The organism is Stenotrophomonas sp. YJH_SMC_133 (genome assembly GCF_059370655.1).
On record NZ_JCAFTW010000006.1, the window covers coordinates 1 to 21,499 of the forward strand.

Sequence of the window (21,499 nt, forward strand, 5' to 3'; positions counted from 1 at the left end):
AGCCTCAGTGCCGACCAACGGTCGGCACCCACCAGGGCAGGCCGGGCAGTAGAAGCCGCTCGGCAGTAGATCCACGCCATGCGTGGATGGCTGGGCCAGCCTCAGTGCCGACCAACGGTCGGCACCCACCAGGGCAGGCCCGGCAGTAGAAGCCGCTCGGCAGTAAATCCACGCCATGCGTGGATGCTTTGCCTGGAAGGAATTCTAAAGCTCCAGCACCCGCCGGTAACTCAACGGCCCACGCCCATCGCGCAGTCCCAACCGCAGCTCGAGTCCGGTGGCCGGTAGCACTTCGCCGTCGCTGGGCAACATCGCCCACCCGGCGCCCGGCTGCCAGGCGCGTACCTCGAATCGCTGCACATCCTGCGCCACCGCGATCCCCTTTGACGGATCCGGTGCGGGCAAGGGGTAGCGATCCGTCGCAGCGCCACTGGCCCGCCACAGCGTGCTTCCCTGTCGCCACCAGCGAACACGTTGCCAGCGCAACCCGTCGCTGCCCAAGCTGCGGGTGATCTCCAGCGCGAAGCTTCCATCCGGATGCCGTTCGCTCACCAGTGAAGGGGGTAGCAGGCGCTGAGGCTGATCCGCCGGGCGCACTGCGCCGTTCATCAGCGCGTCGTCGGCACGCATCTCGATGTCGCGCTGGAACTGCTGCAGCACGCGCAGCGCCGTCGTGGTCTCGGCATCGGCCCGGCGCAGGCGTTGGTCGCTGCTGGCCAAGCTGTCCAGCGCACGCCAGCAGATCAGTGCCAGCACGCCCATGATGGTGATCGCGATCATCACCTCGATCAGGGTGAAACCTGCTGCGGAATGCTTCATTGCGCCGCCGTCCACGGCAGCTGCATCCGCGCCAGCGATTGCCGCGGCGCATCTTCGGCCACCACGCTGAGTTCCAGTTGTGGCTGTCCGTCACTCCCTGTGCCGATATGCTGCAGCACCAGGAAACTGCTGCGCCCCTGCACGCAGCGCTGCCGTGCATCCTGCGGCGGCTGCCCGGCCAGGCGCAGCTCCTGCCAGCGGTCCTGCGCACACATCAGTGCCAGCCGACGGTCGCGCAGGCGCGATTGATCATCGGTCGCCACCGCCACCGAACGCATCACCGCCGCCAGCGCAATCGAAACGATCGCCAATGCGATCAGCACTTCGATCAGGGTGAACCCGCGCATGTTCCGCTTCACTGCACGACCTGCAACTGTCCGCTGCCATCATCACGAAGACGCAGCTGGCGACCCTGCAACGACAGCCTCAGCTCCCACGCCACGCCGATCCACTCCGGGCTCAGTTCAATCGGCGTGGTCGGTTGCACCGCGATACCCGCCGGTTGCCATTGCTGCGGACGCAGAAGGTCATCGCGCTGCACGTCAACCCAGCGGGTGCCCTCGCGGCGGCTGAAGCGGTAGCCGGCGGCGTCGGCCTGCCAGCGCAGGGGGCGGCCATCGATGCGCGCCTCGTCGCGCGCCACCTGCAGGCGCTGCGCCAGCCGTTCAGCTTCCTGTCGCAGCTGCCGGCCCGGGTCGAGCAGGCTGCCCAGGCCCAGGCCGATGCCCGCCGTGCAGATGCCGATGATCACCAGCACCACCATCAGTTCCAGCAGGGTGAAACCACGCGGCACGTGCTGCATCGACGTTGCCTCCTGTCCAGGTCGATGCCTGCCAGCGTAGGCCTGCATGATGAAACAAAAGCGTCAGCGGCAGCTGCTAGCGTGGGCAGACACGAACGTGGCGATGGTGCGGAACATGGATGGCAGGTGCTGGGATCGCAATCGCATACTGACCCTGCTGGCGGCGACGCTGCTGCTGGCGGTGGTGGCCTATTGGGGCGTGACCCTGTCTGCGGTGACACCGACGGCGGCGGCCAGCGAAACGCACGCAGAGGCCCCTGCACGCCCCCTGTTCGATGCAGTGGCCAGCCTGCCGCTGGTGCGGTTGCTGTCCCCCGGTGCGGTGCAGACCGAGGTGGTCGTGCTGGGCGTGATGGCCGGCGACCACGCGCCACTGGCGCTGCTTTCGGTGGATGGCCGTCCTGCCGAAGCCTACGTGCCGGGCCAGCGGTTGGGGCCCTGCACGGTTCTCGCCAGCATCAGCGCCAACGCGGTGGAGCTGAACCAGGCGGGGCAGTTGCGCAGCCTGCCGGTGCCTGGGCTGCCGCCCGTGCCGAGCGATGGCATCGTGCCCGCGGCACCGTAGTGCCGAGCCTACGCTCGGCTGCGTCTGGAAGAACAGTCGAGCCTGGCTCGACTCTACAGAATCCTGCCGAGCGATAGCTCGACCCTTCAAATCCTGCCAGGCGTGGGCTCGGCCCTACGGCCGCGCAGGCTCATCGCGCCGGACGCTGCGGTACCACCGAACGACCAAAGGCATCGCCCATGCGCTGTCGCGTGCCTTCGAGGTTGTACTGCATCAGCTGGTTGCCCGGCTGCCGCATCAGCCGTTCGGCCTCCGGCAATGCCGGTGACTTCGCTGCTTTCGATGCCGGCGCCAACTTGCGCTGCAGGCAGTCCCAGGCCGGAATGCGCTCGCCATTGACCTGTACTTCGATGCAGGGCGCGGCGTCTTCCTGCTTCTTCGCCTCGTCGGCGCGCACCGGGGCCAACACCAGCAGCAAGGCAAGGGCGAGGGCAGCGCGCAGTTCCACCATCAGTGATTCACGCATCTCGAATCTTCCGCAGCAATCGACGTTCTGCAATGAAGACGTGTGGAGAAGGCAGGGTCCGCCTGCGTACGTTGCGGTGCCGTCAAAAGATGACAGTGCTGTCACAAAACTGTTGGCGGTTTTGACGCGACGTACACGTCCTGTTGGTAGACCCACGCGCCGCTCCATGGCCCTTTCCTTCGATACGACGCGATGCCTTCGATGACTCCTGTTCCGTGCCGAGCCGTCCGCCTCCCGCTGCGCCTGCATCCGCTGGTGCTGGCCCTGGCGGCGCTGCCGCTGCCGCTGTTCGCGCAGGAGGCGGCACCCGCGCCCAGCGTGAACATCAATGAGTACATCGTGCGCGGCAACACCGTGCTCGATCCGCGCCAGATCGAACGCGCGGTCGAGCCCTTCCTCGGTCCGGGAAAGACCCTGGCCGATGTCGAGAAGGCACGCGATGCCGTCAATGCGCTGTACCAGCAGGCGGGGTACCAGTCGGTCTACGTGGAGTTGCCCGAGCAGCAGGTCAGTGGCGGCGTGGTGCTGCTGAAGGTACAGCAGACACCGATTGGCCAGCTGCGGGTCGTGGGGACGAAGCACGAATCGCCCGAACGCATCCGCGAACGCGTACCGGCACTTGCCGAGGGCAAGGTGCCGGACTTCGACCAGGCGCAGAAGGAACTGACCGCACTGAATGAGGGCGGGCGTCGCCAGGTGATGCCGCTGGTGCGCGAAGGCCAGGTGCCGGGCACGATGGATGTGGACCTGCAGGTCGAAGAGAAGTCGCCGTGGCGTGCCAGCGCGTCACTCAACAACGACCACAGCGCCGACACCGAGAAGCTGCGCCTGAGTGCGTCGCTGGCCTACGACAACCTGTGGAAGCGGGGGCACAGCGCCAACATCGGCGTGTACCTGGCGCCGGAAGATACAAAGCAGGCCAAGGTGTTCTCGGCCTCGTACACGATGCCGTTCGAAGGCACGCCGTGGAGCCTGGAAGGTTCCGGCTACAAGTCCGACAGCCGCGTGCTGAACGCGGGCGGACAGGTCGGTACCGGCACCGGAACCAATGTGATCGGCAACGGCCATTCGATCGGTCTCAAACTCAACTATCGACTGGCCGGCAGCAGCCAGTGGTGGCGCCAGCTCAGCCTCGGCGTGGACTTCAAGGACACCGAGGAAGACACGCAGATGGGCAAGGAGAGCCTGAAGACGCCGCTGAAGTACGCGCCGATCACCCTGGGGTTTGTCGGTGTGCGCCAGGGCGAGCAGGATCAGTTGAGTATCAATACGCAGCTGGTGGCCGGTACCCGTCGGCTGTTCGGCTATGGCAGTGATGCCATCGGGTTCGGGCAGAAGCGCTACTGGGCAGACCCCAGTTTTGTCGCGTTCAAGGCGGAAGTCGCCAACACGCACACGTTCAGCAGCGACTGGCAGTGGTATGCACGCGGCTCGTTGCAGGTGACCGATGCGCCGCTGGTGTCGGCAGAGCAGTTCGCCGCTGGTGGCATGTACACCGTGCGCGGCTATCTGTCGGCCGAGGCGATCGGCGATTACGGCGGCCTGGCCAGCCTGGAATGGCGCACGCCTGCGTGGTCGCTGTGGAGCGGCACCGACCTGCGTGTCTACAGCTTTGCCGACGCGGCCTACCTGCGCCTGCGCCAGCCGCTGCCCGAACAGCGCGACAAGTACAACCTGGCCTCGGTCGGTCTGGGCGCGCAGCTGCGCCTGGGTGAACACCTCCAACTGCGCCTGGACTACGCCTGGCCGTATGCCGATGGCCCGGTCACGCGCAAGGACGACCCACGCCTGCATTTCAACATCAGCACCAGTTACTGACCCTTCCCTTGAACATGCGTTCTCCGGAGACCCTTCGCATGGACCGTTTGCTTTCCCGAGTGTTGTTGCTGCTGGCCGCGCTGGTTGCGCTGCCGGTCGCTGCGGCCGATGCCAATTGGTGGCAGGCCGAATGGAAGTACCGCAAGCCGATCACTGTCGACGCCGGCCCGCAGGGCGCGGGCCTGGCCGGTGATCCGGGTCGCACGCCGCTGCTGCTGCGCCTGCACACCGGCAACTTCGGCTTCGACGGCACCCAGGATGCGGGCAACGACCTGCGCTTTGTCTCGGGTGATGGCCGCACCGTGCTGGCCCACCAGATCGAACAGTTCGATCCCAAGCTGGGCCTGGCCCTGGTCTGGGTGGACGTGCCGGCGGTCAGCGCTGCGGCACCGCAGACGATCTGGATGTACTACGGCAATGAAAAGGCCCCCGCCAGCGGCAACGGCCAGCAGGTGTTCGATCCGGACTATACGCTGGTCTACCACTTCGCCGAGGCCAATGCGCCGGCACGCGACGCCACCGCTTATGGCAACAATGCCGGTGCCGTGGTGCCGCCATCGGAAGGCTCGGTGATCGGCCGCGGCGTTCAGTTGGGTGCAGCCCCGCTGCCGCTGCCGGCCAGCGCATCGCTTGCGCAGGAGGCGGGCGCGCCGCTCACTGTTTCGGCCTGGATCAAGCCAGGCAGCAACAACGCTGCACAGGCGATCTACGCGCGTCGCGACGGTGCGTCCGAACTGGTGCTGGGTATCGAAAACCGGGTGCCGTTCGTGCAGCTCAATGGCCAGCGCAGCACGCTGGCGCAGCCGATTCCGGAAGGGCAGTGGGCGCATGTCGCGCTGACCGCAGAGAAGGGTGCACTGCAGTTGTACCTCAATGGCCGCGTGGTCGCCCAGCTGAGCGGCGAGCTGCCGGCGCTGACCACCGCGCCGGTGGTGGGCGCCGATGCGCCGGGCGCGGTGCAGCCGCTGGCCAGCTTCGAAGGCGCGCTGGATGAGCTGCGTATTTCGCGCGTGGCACGACCGGCCGCGCTGCTGCTGGCCGATGCCACTGCGCAGGGCGCCGACTCGCGCCTGATCAGCTACGGCGCCGACGAACAGTCCGCCGGGCAGAGCCACTTCGCCTTCATCCTCAAGGCGATGCCGTTCGACGCCTGGGTGGTGGTCGCCATCCTCGGCCTGATGATGCTGCTGTCGTGGGCGATCATGATCGCCAAGGGGCGGCACTTCGGCCGTACCAGCAAGGCCAATGCAGTGTTCACCGAGAGCTTCGGCAAGCTGTCGGGTGTGCCGCTGCGCACCCTGTCCGACATGGACCGCCAGGGAAAGGCACCCACCGCGATGCACGACGGTTCGCTGTGGCGCATCTACCAGGTGGCCATCGATGAAATGCAGCAGCGCCACCAGCGCGACGGCAATAGTGGTTATCTCAGTGGCGCCACCATTGCGGCGATCCGCGCCTCGATGGATGCGGTGATGGTGCGCGAGCAGGAAGCGATGGCGCGGCGCATGAACTGGCTGTCGACCACCATCGAAGGCGCGCCGTACGTGGGCCTGTTCGGTACCGTGATCGGCATCATGCTGGTGTTCGTGGTGGCGGCAATGGCTGGCGCGGTGGACATCAATTCGGTGGCGCCCGGCATGGCGGCGGCGCTGCTGTGTACCGCTGCCGGCCTCGGCGTCGCGATCCCGGCGCTGTTCGGCTACAACTACCTGGGCGCGCGTGCCGAAGCGATCGGTGCGGACATGGCAGTGTTCATCGACGAGTTCGCCGCGCGCCTGGCCGAAGAGCAGGACGGGCGCGGCCCGGCCGCGGTCCAAGGCTGAGGGGCGCACCATGGGCCAGAAGGCGAAGTTCGGCATCAAGAAGCGCGAGAAGGGTATCAACGTGACGCCCTTCGTCGACGTGCTGCTGGTGGTGCTGGTGATCTTCATCCTGACCAGCAACGCCTCCATCCCCGGCATCGAGGTCAACCTGCCGAAGGCCAGCAACAGCGTCGCGCTGGAGAAGCCGAAGACCAAGGCGATCACCATCGACCCCAGTGGACAGGTGTTCCTGGATGCCTACCCGGTGACGATGGCCGAACTGGAAGACCGGCTGCGCACCGAGCGCGCGACCACGCCGGATTTCCCGGTGATCGTGCGCGGTGATGCGCAGGTGCAGTACGCCCGCGTGGTCGAGGTGCTGGACCTGCTGCGGCGGCTGGAGCTGGCCCAGGTCGGCCTGGTCACCGGCAAGGCGCAGGGCTGAGGCATGACGGCCCATCAACCCCCTCGGCCGGAGCCCGGCATGCGCGGCCGCCAGTTGCTGGTGACCGTCGCGCTGGTGCTGGCCGCGTTGCTGGTGCTCGGCATCGCCGTGTGGTGGATGCTGTTCAGGGACACTGCCAGTACCCGTCGGCCGGTGGTGCAGCCGCCGATGCTGGCGCTGCCGCCGCCCCCTCCGCCGCCGCCGCCACCACCGGAAAAGCCGCCGGAACCCGAAACGCCGCCGGAAGAGACCATTCCCGAGCCGGAGCCGCTGGATCAGCCGACGCCGGCCGAAGAGCCGACCCCGACTCCGGACAATGCCGACCCGGTAACGATGAATGCCGATGCGCAGGCCGGTGGTGACAACTTCGGTATCCAGTCCGGCAGTGGCGGCGGTTCGTCCGGCGTTGGCCGTGGTGGCGCCGGCAACGCTACCTACGGCCGCTACCTGGGCTACCTGATGCAGCAGGCGATCTCGCGCGATGACAAGGTCAAGCGCCTGGCGTTCCAGCTGCAGGTGAATGTGTGGCTGGCCAACGATGGCCGCCTGGAAAAGGTCGAGCTGGTGCGCGGCAGTGGCAACGAGGAGGCCGACGCGGCCGTGCTCGATGCGCTGCGACGCATCGGCAAGGTCGACCAGGCACCGCCGCCGTCGCTCGATTTCCCCGCCCGCGTGCTGATCCAGGGCCGCCGGCCCGGGGCCTGATTCCCGACCTCCGTGATTTCCCTTCTTTCGATGAGAACCATGATGAACGACCACGTCCGCGCACGAACCGACTCCCGCCGCCCGCGGCCGGCCCGACGGGCGCTGCTGTGCTGCGCCGTGCTGCTCAGCCTGGCCGCCCCGGCCGGTGCGATGGCCGCCGAAACGACCATGGTCAAGCTGATCAAGGGCCTGATCGCCAGCGGTGCGCTGAAGCCCGAAGACGGCCAGGCATTGCTGGTGCAGGCGGAGGCTGAAGCAGCGGCCGCACAGCGCACTGCAGCCACGGGCAGCACCGCGGCGAGCGGTGGCGTGGCCCTGGAGGCTGGCGACGTGCGCGTGCCCTACGTCCCGCAGAGCGTGCGCGACGGCATTCGTGACGAAGTGCGCCAGGATGTGATGGCGCAGGCCAGGTCGGAAGGCTGGGCGGCACCGAACGAAGTGGCCGAATGGACCAAGCGCATCAAGGTCACTGGTGACATGCGCGTGCGCAGCGAGTCGCGCTTCTTCTCCGAACGCAACAGCGACATCGTGAGCAACTGGTCGTCGATCAATTCCGGCAACGGCTTCGACACCAACACCAACACCAACCTGCAGCTGCCGCCACTGCTGAACACCCGCCAGGACCGCCGCAACCTGTGGCGCATCCGCGCCCGCCTGGGCATCGAGGCAACCATTGGCCAGCACACCACGGCCGGCGTGCGCCTGGCCAGCGGCAGCAGCAATGGCCCGGTGTCGACCACCGAGCAGCTGGGTGGCGGCCTGAGCAAGAAGGACGTGTGGCTGGACCAGGCCTGGCTGGCCTACAGCCCGGCTGACTGGGTGACGGTGCGCGGCGGCCGCTTCGGCAATCCGTTCTGGACCAGCGACACGCTGTTCTCCAACGACCTCAACTTCGATGGCCTGGCCGCGAACCTGAAGTATGACTTCGACGATGGCGACCTCGACCTGTTCGGCAACCTCGCGGTGGTGCCGCTGGAGTACACCTCCGACAGCTCGCCGAGCCAGAGCAAGGTCAAGACTCCGAACGAGAACAAGTGGCTGTCCGGTGCCCAGGTAGGTGTGAACTGGCGCTTCAATGACGAGAATACGTTGCGCGCTGCATTGGGCTACTACGACTTCAAGAACATCAGCGGCCGCCTGTCCTCACCGTGCGCCCTGTACGCGGGTGCGGTGGGCTGTGACACCGACTGGTCGCGCCCGGCGTTCATGCAGAAGGGCAACACCCTGATGCTGATCCGCGACATCGCGCGCAATCCGCTGGACCCGGCCAACACGCCGACCCCGCAGTACGTCGGCCTGGCCTCGGCCTTCCGCCTGGCTACCTTGAACCTGCGTTGGGACACGCAGCTGGCACAGGGCGTCGGTCTGCGCCTGGACGGCGATTACATCCGCAACCTGGCCTACGACAAGCAGGCCATGTTCAGCCGCGCCCAGAACGGCATCGTCAACAACTACGGCGCCGGCGGTACCGCCAGCATCGACACCTTCCGCAGCGGCGACACCGCCTGGATGGTGCAGGCCACCTTCGGAGCCACCGAGCTGAAGGAGAAGGGTCAGTGGCAGGCGCTGCTGGGCTACAAGCACATCGAGGCCGATGCGCTGCCGGACGCCTACAACGATCCGAACTTCCACCTGGGCGGTACCAACGCCCGCGGCTACTACGTGGGCGGTGCCTACGCGCTGGACGCGCGCAGCTGGATCAGCGGCAAGTGGATGGCGGCCAAGGAAGTGTCCGGTGCGCCGCTGTCGATCGACGTGTTCCAGCTGGAGTTCAACACCGGCTTCTGAGTGGCGGCGTGATGCGGATCACGTAGTGCGTGGCGGGGGCGCAGCGATGCGCCCGTCTAAGGAAAGGAGACCACGCGTTGTTCAAAAGGAGGAGTGGATGAGCCGTCGCAAGCTGTTCGAGAGTCCCGAACCGTCCAGCCAGATGCTGGGTGTTGGGCCGGCCTATGTTTCCGTCGAGGGCCTGCGCCAGCACCTGGCCGAGTTCCTGCTGTATGCAGGCCGGCCGGTGGTGATCATGCGCGGGCGCAGCGAGGTGGGCTATTTCCTGCCGGCGCGCTGCTGGCGCCAGCGTGACGATGATCCGCTGGCCGCCGCTGCCGCCGACCAGCTGCTGGATGCGGCCGGTTTCCAGGCCGAAGACATCCAGCAGGTGGAGCAGGAATTCAACGCGATGCGCCAGCGCACCGTGCTGCATTCACGGCGCTGAGCTTTCGCCTCTACAGTAGATCCACGCCATGCGTGGATGGGGTTACGCTGCAGCCCCACGCTCACTGGTGATGCGCACACCCTCGCGCATCACCAGGGTCACCGGGGTCTTTTCCACCACCTCCAGCAACCGCTGCCACTGCGCATCGCTCAGCTCGGCGCTGGCATGCAGCACGCGGTGCACATGGAAGCGACCATCCGCGTCACGTTCCGAACGCAGCTCGGCATGGAACTCGCCCAGTTCCCAGCCCTTGCGCTGCGCGTACATGCGCAGGGTGATGGCGGTGCACGCCGCCAGCGAGGCCAGGTACAGGTCGAACGGTGCGAAGCCCTTGCCCTGGCCGCCCAACGAGGCGGGCTCGTCCGCATCCACGGCGAATGTGCCATTGCTGATGTGGTGCAGGTAGTTGTCGGCGGTTGAAACAATGCGTGCGTAGGCCATCACGTTCTCCATCTGTCTGTGGCGTCGAGCCATGTTCCACTGCTCCAAAAGGCGGCGCCGGCCAGGACCGGCGCCGCCATCCAATCACTCGGTACGATCGTACGAGAACTGGATGCCTGCCGTACCACCGGTTTCAATGAAGAGGTTCATGAAGGCCGGCACCGTTTCCGAACGGGCCCAGTCGCGCTGCAGCTCGCAGAACAGCTGCGGCACGCTGATCAGCTGGCCACCACCCTGTTCGATGCGGCGCAGCGCCGCATCGTGCGCGACCAGCGAGGTGCCGCCGACGGCGTCGACCACCACATACACCTCATAGCCTTCCTTCAACGCATCCAGGGCCGGGAAAGTCAGGCACGCCTCGGTCCACAGCGCGGTCATGATCAGCTTGCGGCGGCCGGTGGCTTCCACCGCCTTGCGGAACTCGACGTCCTCCCAGGAGTTGATGGTGGTGCGGTCGTAGGTGGGGTAGTCACCCAGTACCTTGCGCAGCTGCGGAATCGGCGGCTTGTTCAGGCCGGTCTTGACGTTCACCGTCGAATGCACGATCGGCAAACCATAGGCGACGGCGGCTTTCGCGGTGCCGACGATGTTGTTGACCAGCAGCTGGCGGTCCATCGAGGCGATGGAGTTCACCTGCACCGGCTGGTAGTCGATGATGATGAAGGCGGAATTCTGCGGGGTCAGCAGATGATCGCTGACCGGGTCGCGGATCGGTTCACTGGACATGGTGGGTCTCCTGTTCAGGGGGGGAGCCGGCGACTGGCCGGCACGAAGGCCACTCAGCTGCGCTGCGAATCCAGCTGTTCGTGGTTCTTCTGCACGTCCTGCGCCTTCAGGTAGCTTTCGATCAGCAGCTGGTAGTTCGGGAAGATCTTCGTGTAGACCTCGGCCCACTGCTGGGCATCGTCGCGGTTCCAGGTGCGCTGGATCTCCGAGGCCACCGCGGCGGTGTCCATCGGCACCACGCCGGCCTGCACCACGCGGGCCAGGGTGATCTCCTCGGCCATCTTCGAGTAGGTGCCAGACGCGTCGATGACCGCGAACACCTGGTAGCCATCGGCAACGGCGGCGATCGACGGGAAGGCCATGCACACGCTGGTGATGGTGCCGGCAATGATCAGCTGCTTGCGGCCGGTGGCCTTCACCGCGGCAACGAATTCCGGGTTGTCCCAGGCGTTGATCTCACCCTTGCGTGCCACGTACTGGGCATGCGGGGCCGCGTCGTGGATCTCCGGGATCAGCGGGCCGTTCGGGCCCTGCGGAACAGAGGCGGTGGTGATCACTGGCATCTTTGCCAGCGTGGCCATCTTCGCCAGCGCGGTGGCGTGGGCGCGCACGCTGGTGAACGGCATGTCACCGATGGTCTGGAACAGGCCGCTCTGATGGTCGATCAGCAGCATCGCGGCGTTGTCCGGATCGATCACCGGGCGGGCACCGTTGAAGTTGGCGGGGGTACTCATGGTCAGTCTCCTGGAGAAGGTGGGCGATGGCCCGGAAGGTGCGGCGGGCCAATGCCCGCCGCATTGAAACGATCAGTGCGCGATCTGGCCGAAGCGGCCGCTGTTGAAGTCGTTGACCGCCTGCGCGATCTCGGCTTGGCTGTTCATCACGAACGGGCCATAGCCCACCACCGGCTCGTCGATCGGTTCACCGCTGAGCAGCAGCACGGTGGCGTCGCTGTCGGCGTCGACGAACACGTCCTCGCCGCTGCGGTCGAAGGTGACCAGCTGTGCCTCGCCGACCGGCTGGCCGCCGTTGATCCGCACCGTGCCCTTCAGCACCACCAGCGCCAGCGTGCGGCCATCGGCCACCGGCAGTTCGGCGTGGTGGCCCTGCCGCAGGCGGATGTCCCAGACATCCATCGGCGTGTGGGTGCGGGCCGGGCCGGCATGACCGTCGAAGCGACCGGCGATGACACGCACCCGGCCGGCGCCTTCAGGCAGTTCAACCGAGGGGATCTGTGCGTCGAGCAGGGTCTGGTAGCCCGGTGCACCCATCTTGTCCTGCGCCGGCAGGTTCACCCACAGCTGGACCATGTCCAGCGTGCCGCCGCGCTTGCTGAACTCCGGTGTGTGGAACTCCTCGTGGAGGATGCCGGAGGCCGCGGTCATCCACTGCACGTCACCCGGGCCGATGGTGCCGCCGGCGCCGGTTGAATCGCGGTGGGCGACCTCGCCCTCATAGACGATGGTGACGGTCTCGAAACCGCGATGCGGATGCTGGCCGACCCCGCGCGGGGTATCGCTGGGGGCGAAGGTATAAGGGCCGGCGTAGTCCAGCAGCAGGAACGGGCTCAGGTGCTGGCCGTGGGTGTTGTAGGAAAACATCGAGCGGGCGGGGAATCCGTCGCCCACCCAGTGCGGGCGCGGGGCGCTGTAGGTACCGGTGACACGCTTCATGGCGATCTCCTGGCCGGGGCTGCCGGCCGCTGTTCTTCGTTGCAGGAGACGATATCGCCGCGACAATTGGGCCGGTAGACGCCAATATTTGCCGTCATAGTCCTATCTGGTGAACAATGGGTGCGCGCCTTGCGCCACAGGAGATCGCCCCGTGTTCATCGCTGATATCCGCCGTTGCGACCTCAACGACCTGTTCTACTTCGCCATGGTGGTCGAGCACGGCGGCTTCTCGCAGGCCGGTCGGGCGCTGGCCATGCCGAAGTCGAAACTGAGCCGGCGCATCGCGCTGCTGGAGGAACGGTTGGGCGTGCGCCTGATCCAGCGCTCGACCCGGCGTTTCTCGGTCACCGAGGTCGGCCAGGACTACTACCGCCACTGCAAGGCGATGCTGGTCGAAGCCGAAGCAGCCGAAGAAGCGATTGCGATGTCGCGCGCCGAGCCGCGCGGCACGATCCGCCTGGCGTGCCCGATCGCGATCCTGCACGCGCGCATCGGCCCGATGCTGGCCGACTTCCTGGCCCAGCACCCGCAGGTGACGGTGCAGCTGGACGCCACCAACCGGCGCGTCGACGTGGTGGGCGAGGGTGTGGACGTGGCGATTCGGGTGCGGCCGCCGCCACTGGAGGACAGCGACCTGGTGGTACGCGTGCTGGCGCGTCGCGTCTGGTGTACCAGTGCCAGTCCGGCGCTGCTGCAGCGGCTGGGCACGCCGCAGGTGCCGGCCGACCTGGCGATGATGCCGACCGTCGATCTGGCATCGCCCAGCCAGCAGCATGTATGGGAATACACCGGGCCGGGCGACGTGCTGGCCAGCGTGCATCATCGCCCGCGGCTGGTCAGCGATGACATGATTGCGTTGCGCACCGCTGCGGTGGCCGGGGTGGGGTTGCTGATGCTGCCGCGGATGATGATCAGTGACGAACTGGCCAGTGGCGCGCTGGTGCCGGTGCTGCCGGAGTGGGTGCCCAAGCACGGCATCGTGCACGCGGTGTTCCCGTCGCGACGCGGCCTGTTGCCGGCGGTGCGTGCACTGATCGATTACCTCGCCGAACGCTTCGAGGCGCTGGAGGAACCCTAGCTCTTCCATCCACGCATGGCGTGGATCTACTGGATCCGCCACCGCCTGGTAGATCCACGCCATGCGTGGATGATCCTGGTGCCGCGCGACGGGCCTTCGCTTGCCGCCTGCGGCCGTGCAGCCCACAATCCACGTCCGGACCGTCGCCATCACGCCCATCATTCCCCGGTCCGGCCTTGGCACCTATGTCTCCCAATGCCCTGGCGCTGGTCGAGCTGCTGATCCGCGAGCGCCGTGCGTTGTCTCGCTTCATCGCGCGCTATCTCGACCCGGCCAGTACCGAGGACACCCTGCAGAACCTGTACCTGAAGGCCAGCAGCGTGCCCGGCGATCCGCCCATCCTGGAGCCGCGCGGCTATCTGTACCGGATGGCCTACCATCACGCGCTCAACCGCAGCCAGTCCGACGCCCGCGAGCGGCGTGCCATGGCCGAGTACGCCCTCGACATGGCCGAGGCGGGCCACGACGGCGAGGCGCAGGCGCTGGACCAGGCACAACTGCGCGAGATCACCCGGACCATCCTCGCGCTGCCGGCGCAGGTGCGTGAGTGCTTCGTGCTCAACCGCTACCTGGGCCTGAGCGAGCGCGAAATCGCCGCCCGGCTGGGTATCTCCAAGAGCCTGGTCGGCAAGCACGTGCTGCGCGCGGCGCTGTTGATCCAGCAGCACCAGCAGGGACTGCATCGATGAGCGGCGATTGCCGTGGGCAGATCGCGCCCGCCGTTGTCACAACAGGAAGGCGCACCCGTTCGTGGTGCGGCAGGCCACAACCATGACCACGTCCGAACCCTCGCCGCGTCAGGCCAGGCAGGCGTTGCGCTGGGTGATCCAGTGCAGTGCAGGCCCGCTGCCGGAACGCCAGCAACGAGCCCTGCAGCGCTGGCTGCAGGCCGATCCGCGCCATGCGCTGGCCTGGCGCCAGCAGCAGGCCTTCTGGCAAGGGTTGGATGCCGCGGGGCCCGACGTGCTGGCCGCGCTGCCCGGGTTGACGGCTGATCGCCAAGGGTTGCGCCCGATCGCACCGCGTCGGCGCCTGCCGTGGCTGCTGGCCAGTGCAGCCGCAGTGGTGCTGATGGTTGCCGCTGCGCCACACGCGCTGTTGCTGGCACACAGTGACCTGCGCAGCAGCGATGCACCGCGCGTGGTGCAGCTGGAGGACGGCAGCACCGCCGTACTCGATGCGGGTACCGCATTGGCGGTTGCGTTCGATGGCCAGCAGCGGCACCTGCGCCTGCTGCGCGGCCAGGCCTGGTTCCAGGTGGCGCATGAGCAGCGACCGTTCCAGGTCGAGGCCGGCGGTGGCCAGATCCGTGACATCGGCACCGCCTTCAGCGTGTCGATGCAGGACACCACGGTCGTGACCCAGGTCAGTGAGGGCGTAGTGGATGTGCACCCTGGCGATGGCAGCGTACAGCGCCTGCATGCCGGGCAGTCACGCGTGTTCCGTGACGGTCGCTGGCTGCAGCCAATGCAGCTGGAAGATGCCGAGACCATGGCGCCGTGGCGGCGTGGCGAGGTAGTGATCGACGATCAGCCCGCCGCGCAGGCCATCGCCGATCTGGCGCGCTACCGCCGTGCCCCGGTCTGGGTACTGGGCGGGCAGGGCGCAAGCGTACGGGTCAGTGGCCTGTTCCACCTGCAGCAACCGGAGACGGCCATCGACGCGGTGGCCGCGGAGGCAGGACTGCGCGTGCAGCGCTTGCCCGGCGGCGCGCTGGTGCTGTGGTGAGGCCCGCCCAGCACCTGGATGAACGGGTCGCATGAAAAAAACATGAAAGAACCGTGGGCAACTGCAGTGCCCCGCTGTCTATAGAGGTATAGCCAGAGCGAAACACCGTTTCTCCTCAAGCCAGACATGCCGCCGGCACCGGATGTGCCCGTGGTTCCGCCACGCTTGAGGAGTTCCCGTCCATGCCGTCCACGGCATCCGCCTGTCATCGTCGCGCCACCGCTCTGGCCCTGGCTGTTTCCACCGCATTGCTGCCGCTGGCCTGGGTGCCGGCCTTGCAGGCGCAGCCGGCGATCGTCGCGCCGGTGCGGCAGTACACCATTCCGGAGCAGCCGCTGGCTGATGCCGTACGCGCCTTTGGCCGCCAGGCCGATGTGCAGGTGGTGTTCCGCAGCGACCTGGTGGAAGGCCGCCGCTCCAGCGCAGTGAAGGGTGAGTACAGCCAGATGCAGGCGCTGCAGCAGCTGTTGCGCGGCAGCGGCGTGCGTGCACAGCGCGGCATGGACGGTACCTGGAGCCTGCGGGCCGCAGCGGAGGCGGGTGAAGGGGAAGGGGTGCGGGTGACCGAAACACTGGACGTGGCCGGTCGCCTTCAGTCGGAAGGGGGTGAGGCCCGCGATCGGCGTGGCTACGACGATGTGTTCGCGCTGGACATGACCACGGCGTATTCGGGGCGCGACCGGGTGGAGCGTTACCGTGGCTCCAATCCGGCCGACGTGGTCAAGGATCTGGTCGGTGTGTTCAGTGGCGATGCGCGCAACAGCGGCGCGCTGGACGTCAACATCCGTGGCATCCAGGGGCCCGGGCGGGTGCCGGTCAGCATCGACGGCGGCGAACAGGCGCTCACGGTCTGGCGTGGCTACAACGGCGTCAGCAACCGCAACTACATCGATCCCAACCTGATTGGTGGCATCCAGGTCATCAAGGGGCCAGGGCTGGTGCGTGATGTGCACAGCGGGATCGGTGGCGCGCTGGTGATCAAGACCATCGACGTCGATGACGTCGTCGCTGCCGGCGAGCGCTTCGGCGGGGAGCTGAAGATCGAAGGCAGCAGCAATGCGGTGGCACCGCGCCTGCCGCGGCTGCACACCGGCGAGGACTACCGCACCGTGCCGGGTTTCCCGCAGGGCTCGCCGAACTCACCCTACGACGACCGCACCCTGGTGGTGCCGGTGAAGTCGCGCAGTGGCAACAATCCCTTCGATGGCGAGGACCAGGCCTGGCGCCTGGCGCTGGGCGTGCGTGGCGACAACGTCGACCTGATGGCCGCCTACGCCTGGCGCAAGCGCGGCAACTACTTCTCCGGGACCCAGGGCAGCGCCTACTACGAACAGGACCAGCGCGAGCAGTTCGAGTACCAGGGCATCGACTACATCACCACGCTGGCGCGCTACTTCAAGCCCGGCGATGAAGTGCCCAATACCTCCAGCGAACAGGAGTCCTGGCTGGTCAAAGGCAGCTGGCAGATCAACGATGACCAGCAGTTGAAGGCGACCTGGCGGCGCACGCTGTCGCACTACGGCGAGATCATGCCGTCTCGCATCCTGTCGGCCCCCGACTACGGCCGCATCCAGTGGCCGCTCAGCCGGGTCGATTCGGATGCGTGGAACCTGGAATACCGTTTCCAGCCCGCCGGCAGTCGTTGGCTGGACCTGTACGCCAACCTGTGGCGCACGGAAACGGAAAGCGATACCTACAGCGCTGGCGGCTTCCCGAACTTCGCAGTGGGTAATCCGGCATGGAATCCGGACGCCAGCCCGATCCTGCGCAATACCGCGCTGGCCAACGCGCGCAATGACCGCACCGGCCTGATCCTGAGCAACCGCTTCGCGCTGCATTCGACCTTGGACCTGACCGTGGGCGGCAACTGGCAGTACGAGAAGCTGGGGTCCCGCGATCTGTACTTCGGCACCACCGATGGCTGGCGCATGTTCCCGCGTGCCGGGCGCCGCCAGGAGGGTGAAGGCTACCTGACCCTGGAGTGGCGGCCGGTCGAATTCCTCACCCTCAATGCAGGCGTGCGCTACAGCCGCTACTGGGCCTTCGACGATTTCCTCGAGGCGCACCCCGAGCTGCTCACCAAGGGCGTAGGTGGCAAGGAAGCGCAGTACACCGTGAACGAATTGCCGCCCCGTCCCGCCAATCTGCAGGCCCGCATCGACGCGTTGGAAGCACGCCGCGCAGTATGGGAAAAGCGCGGCATGGGCTGGTTCATCGACGACAGCATCCGTGCGTTGCTGGCACCGTACGAGACGCCGCGTCCGGTCCGGTACACGCGGCCCTGGCTGCCCGATGCCGATGGCAACTACACCCGCGCCGGCAATCCCTGCCTCAATGGCGAAGTGGCGGCCATTCCCGGCGTGCAGCCGGTGTTCGCCGGCAGCGACCAGGTCTGCAACATCGGCAACAGCGTACAGTCGCAGCCGGTCGATGGACGCAACAGCCGCCGCCGCGACCATGCCTGGCTGCCGACCTTCTCGGCCACTGCACACCTGTCCCCGGCCGCCCGTGCCTACGTGCGTTACAGCGAAGCGGTGCGCTTCCCGAGCATGTTCGAAAGCACCATCGCCTTCTCCGGCAGCCTCAATCCGCTGCATGCGCTCAAGCCCGAGCACGCCTACAACTACGAGGTGGGCTACGTGCACAACCTGTCGGCCCTGTTCGGCAACACCGCCGATGCCGACGTCAAGCTGGCGTACTACGTGCACAAGACCCGTGACGTGATCGAACGCGATGGCAACTTCCTGTTCGACAACATCGACAAGCAGACCATCCGTGGCATCGAACTGCAGGCCCGCTTCGACAATCGGCGCTTCTTCACCGATCTGGGCATCACCCGCACGCTGGAAAACGAGGTGTGTGACGAGAGCACGGCGGTGCTCCTGGACGCGAACCGCGGCCTGGTTCCGAACTGCGTGCAGGATGGTTTCGTCGGTGGCTACCTGCTGACCCAGGCCATCCCCAAGCTGTCGATCAACGGGTCGCTGGGCACCCGCCTGTTCGATGAGCGCCTGGAGCTGGGCAGCCGCATCGTGCACTACCAGCGGCACGAGAACCCTGACCTGCAGGCCTACCGTGATCGCCTGCTGAGCGGCGGCAGCGGCCTGCTCTGGCAGAACGTGCCGTTCACCTGGGGAAACATCACCACTGTCGATGCCTATGCGCGCTGGCGCTTCAACGAACATGCCAGCGTCGAACTGGTCGGCAGCAACCTCGGCAACCGCTACTACGTCGATCCAGCCACGCGGTCCACGCTGCCAGCCCCGGGTCGCACCCTGAAGCTCGGCGTCACCGCGCGCTTCTGATCTCCCACCTTCAAGCGTTGTACCCGTAGTTCCCTCAACCAAGGAGCAATACCATGAAAATGATCTCCCGTTCGGTGCTCGCCGTTGCCGCCTCGCTGGCTCTGGTCGGTGCCGCGCATGCTGCCGATATCGTCGGTGCCGCCAGTGCCAGGACCGATGCCGAGCTGTACGTGGCGGTTGGCGAATCGCAGGTCAATGGCGGCCCGCACCGCGCTGGCAAGGCCGGCATCGGTGTCGGTACCGTGTCCCAGGCCAAGCCGGTGGACTTCCAGGGCCTGAGCGCCTACTCGGCACCCACCACCGTCAATGGCGTGACGGTACGTACCCTGGCCATGCCGATCACCGGCGCACCGGGCAGCCACGCCGGCATGGGCCACTTCAACTTCGTCAAGGTCGGCAGTGGTGATGTCTGGTTTGGCGAATGGTCCAAGGATGGCGCCGCCGGTGGCTTCAACAACCGCCAGGTCTACTTCGTTGGCGACCGCGCCGGCACCACGCTGCCCGCCGGCGTGGCGTCCTACACCGTGGCCGGCCTGAACAAGTTCAACGGCAGCAACCTGCTGAGCGGCACCTTCGACGCCGACTTCGGCGCCGGCACCCTGGATGGTGCGCTGTCCGGCAATGGCCTGACCCTGGCCATCGTTGCCAACATCAACAGTGCCGATGCATCGTTCGCCGGTTCGGCCAACGTCAATGGCAGCGTCAACGGCACCACCCAGGGCCAGTTCTTCGGCGCCAACGCCGCCACCCTGGCCGGCATCGCCACCTTCGCCGGCAACAGCCAGTACGACACCGCCTTCGGCGGCAGCAAGAACTGATTGCCACGCCCCTGACGGGGCAGGGCAGGGACAAGCCGCGATCCGCCAGTCCCTGCTTCGGCCCGCTGCATGCATCACCACGGATCGACCATGCGCCATCCCATCTTCCTTGTGATCCTGTTGCTGGCGGCTGCCGATGTGCGCGCCCAGCAGGATGATCTTCGTCGTGTGCTGGAGCAGGGCAGCGAGCTGCGCCACCAGCAGCAGGACCAGCAGCGCCTGCAGCAGGCCGAGTCGGCGCGACCGACCATCACCATCGACGGTCAGACCCTGCGCGTGGAGCGCACGGTCGACGATCTGGGCCAGGCGCTGTACCTGTCGCTGCAGCATCAGCAATGGGGCGCAGCGCAGCGCTTCCTGGACGAATACATCGAACTGCCCGGCCACGACCCGATGCTGCGCCACTACGCGCAGGGCGGCCTGGCGCGGGTGGCCGGCAATCACCACCGCGCGGCCAACGAGTACGAAGCACTGCTGGCGGCGCAGCCGGATTTCCTGCCGGCCCGCCTTGAGCTTGCACGTGTCCATGCCGAGGACCAGCGCGACCGCGATGCGGAGGCGTTGTTCACGGCCATCGCCGGTGGCATCAATGCCGACGACCCCACTACCGCAGGTGTACGCGGACGGGTGGACGCCTACCTGGCCGCACTGCAGGCGCGCAGGCGTTGGAAAGGAGCGCTGGCAGCCGGCCCGGCATGGAGCGACAACATCAACCGCAGCTCGGCCAGCCGCACCTGCCTGTTCGGAGTGGGCGACACCTGCATCATCCAGCGCAATCTTCCCGATGCCCAGCGCGCCATGGGCCTGGACTACGACGGCAACCTGGAGCGTCGCTGGGCACTGGCCGGTCATCACGGCGTCTATGTGCGCGGGCTTGCGTTCGGCCAGGCATGGCGCGGGCATAGCGCCTACAACGAGCTCAATGCGAGCGTGCAGGCGGGCTATAGCTGGCGCAGCGCTCGGCATACCCTGCAGATCGCGCCGAGCTATGACTACCAGAGCCTGGGCAACCGGGCCCTGCAGGGCGGCAGCGGGCTGCATGGCGAATGGCAATATGCATTGGATGCGCGCAGCCTGCTCAGGCTGGAGGCCGACTGGAAGCGCCAGCGCTATCGCCAGCGCGGCCTGGCCGCCAATTACGACGGTGAGCTGGCCGCGGTGTATGCCACCTGGTTCCGTGCGCTCAACCCGCGCTGGACCCTCTTTGCCGGGCTGGACCTGAGTGACAGCCGCGCCGCCAATCCGGCCAACGGTTACCGCCAGCGTGGACTGCGCCTGGGGGCGGCGCGCCAGTGGACGGGCACCACCGCCACCGTGTTCGTGTCGTTGCGCGAGCGCGACTACGATGCGTGGAGCCCGCTGCTGGAGGCGCGGCGTGAGGACAGCGAACAGAACCTGATTGCTGTCGTGCGCAGCGAGCACCTGGCGGTGGCCGGGCTGGTACCCAGCCTGAGCCTGCGCTACGCGCGCATCGACAGCAACGTCGGCTGGCTGTACAGCCACGACCGCAGCCTGCTCAGCCTGAAATGGGAACGGGCCTTCTGAACGCGCCGCTGCGCTGCCACGGTGAACGCGCCGTGGCCGCGATCTTCATTCATCATCACGCGCTCTTGTAGCCCGTTTCGCGCATCCTTCGGGTGTTGCGGCAGAGCTGGGCCGCGTGTATCGAGGAGCGCCGGTCGTGTTGGAAGCGGGCAACAAACCAGAGGGCCTGAAAGGGCTGCGTGTACTGGTGGCGGAGGATGAATTCGCCATCGCGATGTTTCTGGTCGACTATCTGGAGCTGAAAGGCGCACAGGTGGTGGGGCCTGCCGGTGACCTGCAGGCGCTGGGGCGGCTGGTCGATACCCATCCCATCGATGTGGCATTGCTGGACATCAACCTGGGCGGTGAGCAGGTCTATCCGCTGGCCGATCGGCTGGCCGAGACGGGTATCCCCTTCCTGCTGACCTCCGGTTACGACGACAACCTGCCCAGCCGCTTTGCCAGCGCGCCGCGCTGTACCAAGCCTTATCACATCGAAGCGCTGGTGCAGCAGCTGGCCGCGCTGGTGGCGGCGCCGCAGGTCTCTGCGGGCATTGCCTGATTGCGCG

Annotated in this window: 22 protein-coding genes; 14 read left to right on the forward strand and 8 right to left on the reverse strand. The window is 66.9% G+C overall.

Annotated elements, in window-relative coordinates; all coding sequences use genetic code 11:
• Positions 1-204 precede the first annotated feature (204 nt).
• The 3 genes from AC5P78_RS09730 to gspH are packed head-to-tail and all read right to left on the reverse strand — an operon-like array spanning position 205 to position 1,621.
• A complete protein-coding gene (locus AC5P78_RS09730; RefSeq protein ID WP_076740072.1) occupies positions 205-819 on the reverse strand; it encodes a prepilin-type N-terminal cleavage/methylation domain-containing protein in 615 nt (204 codons plus the stop codon).
• Positions 816-1,166: a type II secretion system minor pseudopilin GspI gene (gspI, locus tag AC5P78_RS09735; RefSeq protein WP_171974439.1), complete on the reverse strand. Its 351-nt coding sequence runs from the start codon at positions 1,164-1,166 to the stop codon at positions 816-818. The genes AC5P78_RS09730 and gspI overlap by 4 nt, the downstream gene beginning before the upstream one ends.
• An 8-nt stretch (positions 1,167-1,174) precedes the next feature.
• Positions 1,175-1,621: a type II secretion system minor pseudopilin GspH gene (gspH, locus tag AC5P78_RS09740; protein ID WP_049396082.1), complete on the reverse strand. Its 447-nt coding sequence runs from the start codon at positions 1,619-1,621 to the stop codon at positions 1,175-1,177.
• A 103-nt stretch (positions 1,622-1,724) separates the two neighbouring features.
• Here gspH and AC5P78_RS09745 point away from each other — a divergent pair, with 103 nt between their 5' ends.
• Entirely contained in the window at positions 1,725-2,186 is a 462-nt protein-coding gene (locus AC5P78_RS09745) for a general secretion pathway protein (protein WP_183153471.1), read from the forward strand.
• Positions 2,187-2,316: 130 nt separating this feature from the next.
• Here the strand turns inward: AC5P78_RS09745 and AC5P78_RS09750 are convergent, their stop codons facing one another.
• Positions 2,317-2,652: a hypothetical protein gene (locus AC5P78_RS09750; protein ID WP_049396083.1), complete on the reverse strand. Its 336-nt coding sequence runs from the start codon at positions 2,650-2,652 to the stop codon at positions 2,317-2,319.
• A gap of 201 nt (positions 2,653-2,853) precedes the next feature.
• Here AC5P78_RS09750 and AC5P78_RS09755 point away from each other — a divergent pair, with 201 nt between their 5' ends.
• From AC5P78_RS09755 to AC5P78_RS09780, 6 genes are all read left to right on the forward strand, one after another.
• On the forward strand, positions 2,854-4,470 hold the full coding sequence (locus AC5P78_RS09755) for a ShlB/FhaC/HecB family hemolysin secretion/activation protein (RefSeq protein ID WP_049470199.1): 1,617 nt from the start codon (positions 2,854-2,856) through the stop codon (positions 4,468-4,470).
• A gap of 38 nt (positions 4,471-4,508) precedes the next feature.
• On the forward strand, positions 4,509-6,293 hold the full coding sequence (locus AC5P78_RS09760; RefSeq protein ID WP_414498339.1) for a DUF2341 domain-containing protein: 1,785 nt from the start codon (positions 4,509-4,511) through the stop codon (positions 6,291-6,293).
• Between the two features lie 10 nt (positions 6,294-6,303).
• Complete coding sequence (locus AC5P78_RS09765; RefSeq protein WP_005409874.1) at positions 6,304-6,717, forward strand: ExbD/TolR family protein; 414 nt, start codon at positions 6,304-6,306, stop codon at positions 6,715-6,717.
• Positions 6,718-6,756: 39 nt separating this feature from the next.
• Positions 6,757-7,422, forward strand: coding sequence for a cell envelope integrity protein TolA (gene tolA, locus AC5P78_RS09770; protein ID WP_005409873.1), 666 nt, complete (start codon positions 6,757-6,759; stop codon positions 7,420-7,422).
• Positions 7,423-7,464: 42 nt separating this feature from the next.
• Positions 7,465-9,210, forward strand: coding sequence for a putative porin (locus AC5P78_RS09775; protein ID WP_414498340.1), 1,746 nt, complete (start codon positions 7,465-7,467; stop codon positions 9,208-9,210).
• 97 nt (positions 9,211-9,307) lie between these two features.
• Entirely contained in the window at positions 9,308-9,637 is a 330-nt protein-coding gene (locus AC5P78_RS09780) for a hypothetical protein (RefSeq protein WP_005409871.1), read from the forward strand.
• A gap of 42 nt (positions 9,638-9,679) precedes the next feature.
• Here AC5P78_RS09780 and AC5P78_RS09785 read toward each other — a convergent pair whose 3' ends face one another.
• The 4 genes from AC5P78_RS09785 to AC5P78_RS09800 all read right to left on the reverse strand — a co-directional run bounded on the left by AC5P78_RS09785 (position 9,680) and on the right by AC5P78_RS09800 (position 12,477).
• Entirely contained in the window at positions 9,680-10,078 is a 399-nt protein-coding gene (locus AC5P78_RS09785) for an OsmC family protein (RefSeq protein ID WP_414498348.1), read from the reverse strand.
• Positions 10,079-10,162: 84 nt separating this feature from the next.
• Positions 10,163-10,804, reverse strand: a complete 642-nt coding sequence (locus AC5P78_RS09790; RefSeq protein WP_065183962.1) for a hydrolase — start codon at positions 10,802-10,804, stop codon at positions 10,163-10,165.
• 53 nt (positions 10,805-10,857) lie between these two features.
• Entirely contained in the window at positions 10,858-11,538 is a 681-nt protein-coding gene (locus tag AC5P78_RS09795) for a hydrolase (protein WP_005409868.1), read from the reverse strand.
• Positions 11,539-11,610: 72 nt separating this feature from the next.
• Complete coding sequence (locus AC5P78_RS09800) at positions 11,611-12,477, reverse strand: pirin family protein (RefSeq protein ID WP_005409867.1); 867 nt, start codon at positions 12,475-12,477, stop codon at positions 11,611-11,613.
• A 151-nt stretch (positions 12,478-12,628) separates the two neighbouring features.
• Here AC5P78_RS09800 and AC5P78_RS09805 point away from each other — a divergent pair, with 151 nt between their 5' ends.
• The 7 genes from AC5P78_RS09805 (at position 12,629) to AC5P78_RS09835 (ending at position 21,492) form a co-directional block, all read left to right on the forward strand.
• A complete protein-coding gene (locus tag AC5P78_RS09805; protein WP_024956507.1) occupies positions 12,629-13,555 on the forward strand; it encodes a LysR family transcriptional regulator in 927 nt (308 codons plus the stop codon).
• A gap of 185 nt (positions 13,556-13,740) precedes the next feature.
• Positions 13,741-14,244 carry an RNA polymerase sigma factor gene (locus AC5P78_RS09810; RefSeq protein ID WP_044570308.1) on the forward strand — a complete coding sequence of 168 codons (504 nt, stop codon included), beginning with the start codon at positions 13,741-13,743 and terminating at the stop codon, positions 14,242-14,244.
• Between the two features lie 82 nt (positions 14,245-14,326).
• Positions 14,327-15,283: a FecR family protein gene (locus AC5P78_RS09815; protein ID WP_414498342.1), complete on the forward strand. Its 957-nt coding sequence runs from the start codon at positions 14,327-14,329 to the stop codon at positions 15,281-15,283.
• Positions 15,284-15,465: 182 nt separating this feature from the next.
• Complete coding sequence (locus tag AC5P78_RS09820; protein WP_414498343.1) at positions 15,466-18,588, forward strand: TonB-dependent receptor; 3,123 nt, start codon at positions 15,466-15,468, stop codon at positions 18,586-18,588.
• A gap of 53 nt (positions 18,589-18,641) precedes the next feature.
• Entirely contained in the window at positions 18,642-19,406 is a 765-nt protein-coding gene (locus AC5P78_RS09825; RefSeq protein WP_024956511.1) for a Slam-dependent surface lipoprotein, read from the forward strand.
• Positions 19,407-19,496: 90 nt separating this feature from the next.
• Positions 19,497-20,951 (forward strand): surface lipoprotein assembly modifier, encoded by a 1,455-nt coding sequence (locus AC5P78_RS09830; RefSeq protein ID WP_049396090.1) that lies wholly within the window; start codon positions 19,497-19,499, stop codon positions 20,949-20,951.
• Positions 20,952-21,087: 136 nt separating this feature from the next.
• Positions 21,088-21,492 carry a response regulator gene (locus tag AC5P78_RS09835; protein WP_024956513.1) on the forward strand — a complete coding sequence of 135 codons (405 nt, stop codon included), beginning with the start codon at positions 21,088-21,090 and terminating at the stop codon, positions 21,490-21,492.
• Positions 21,493-21,499 lie beyond the last annotated feature (7 nt).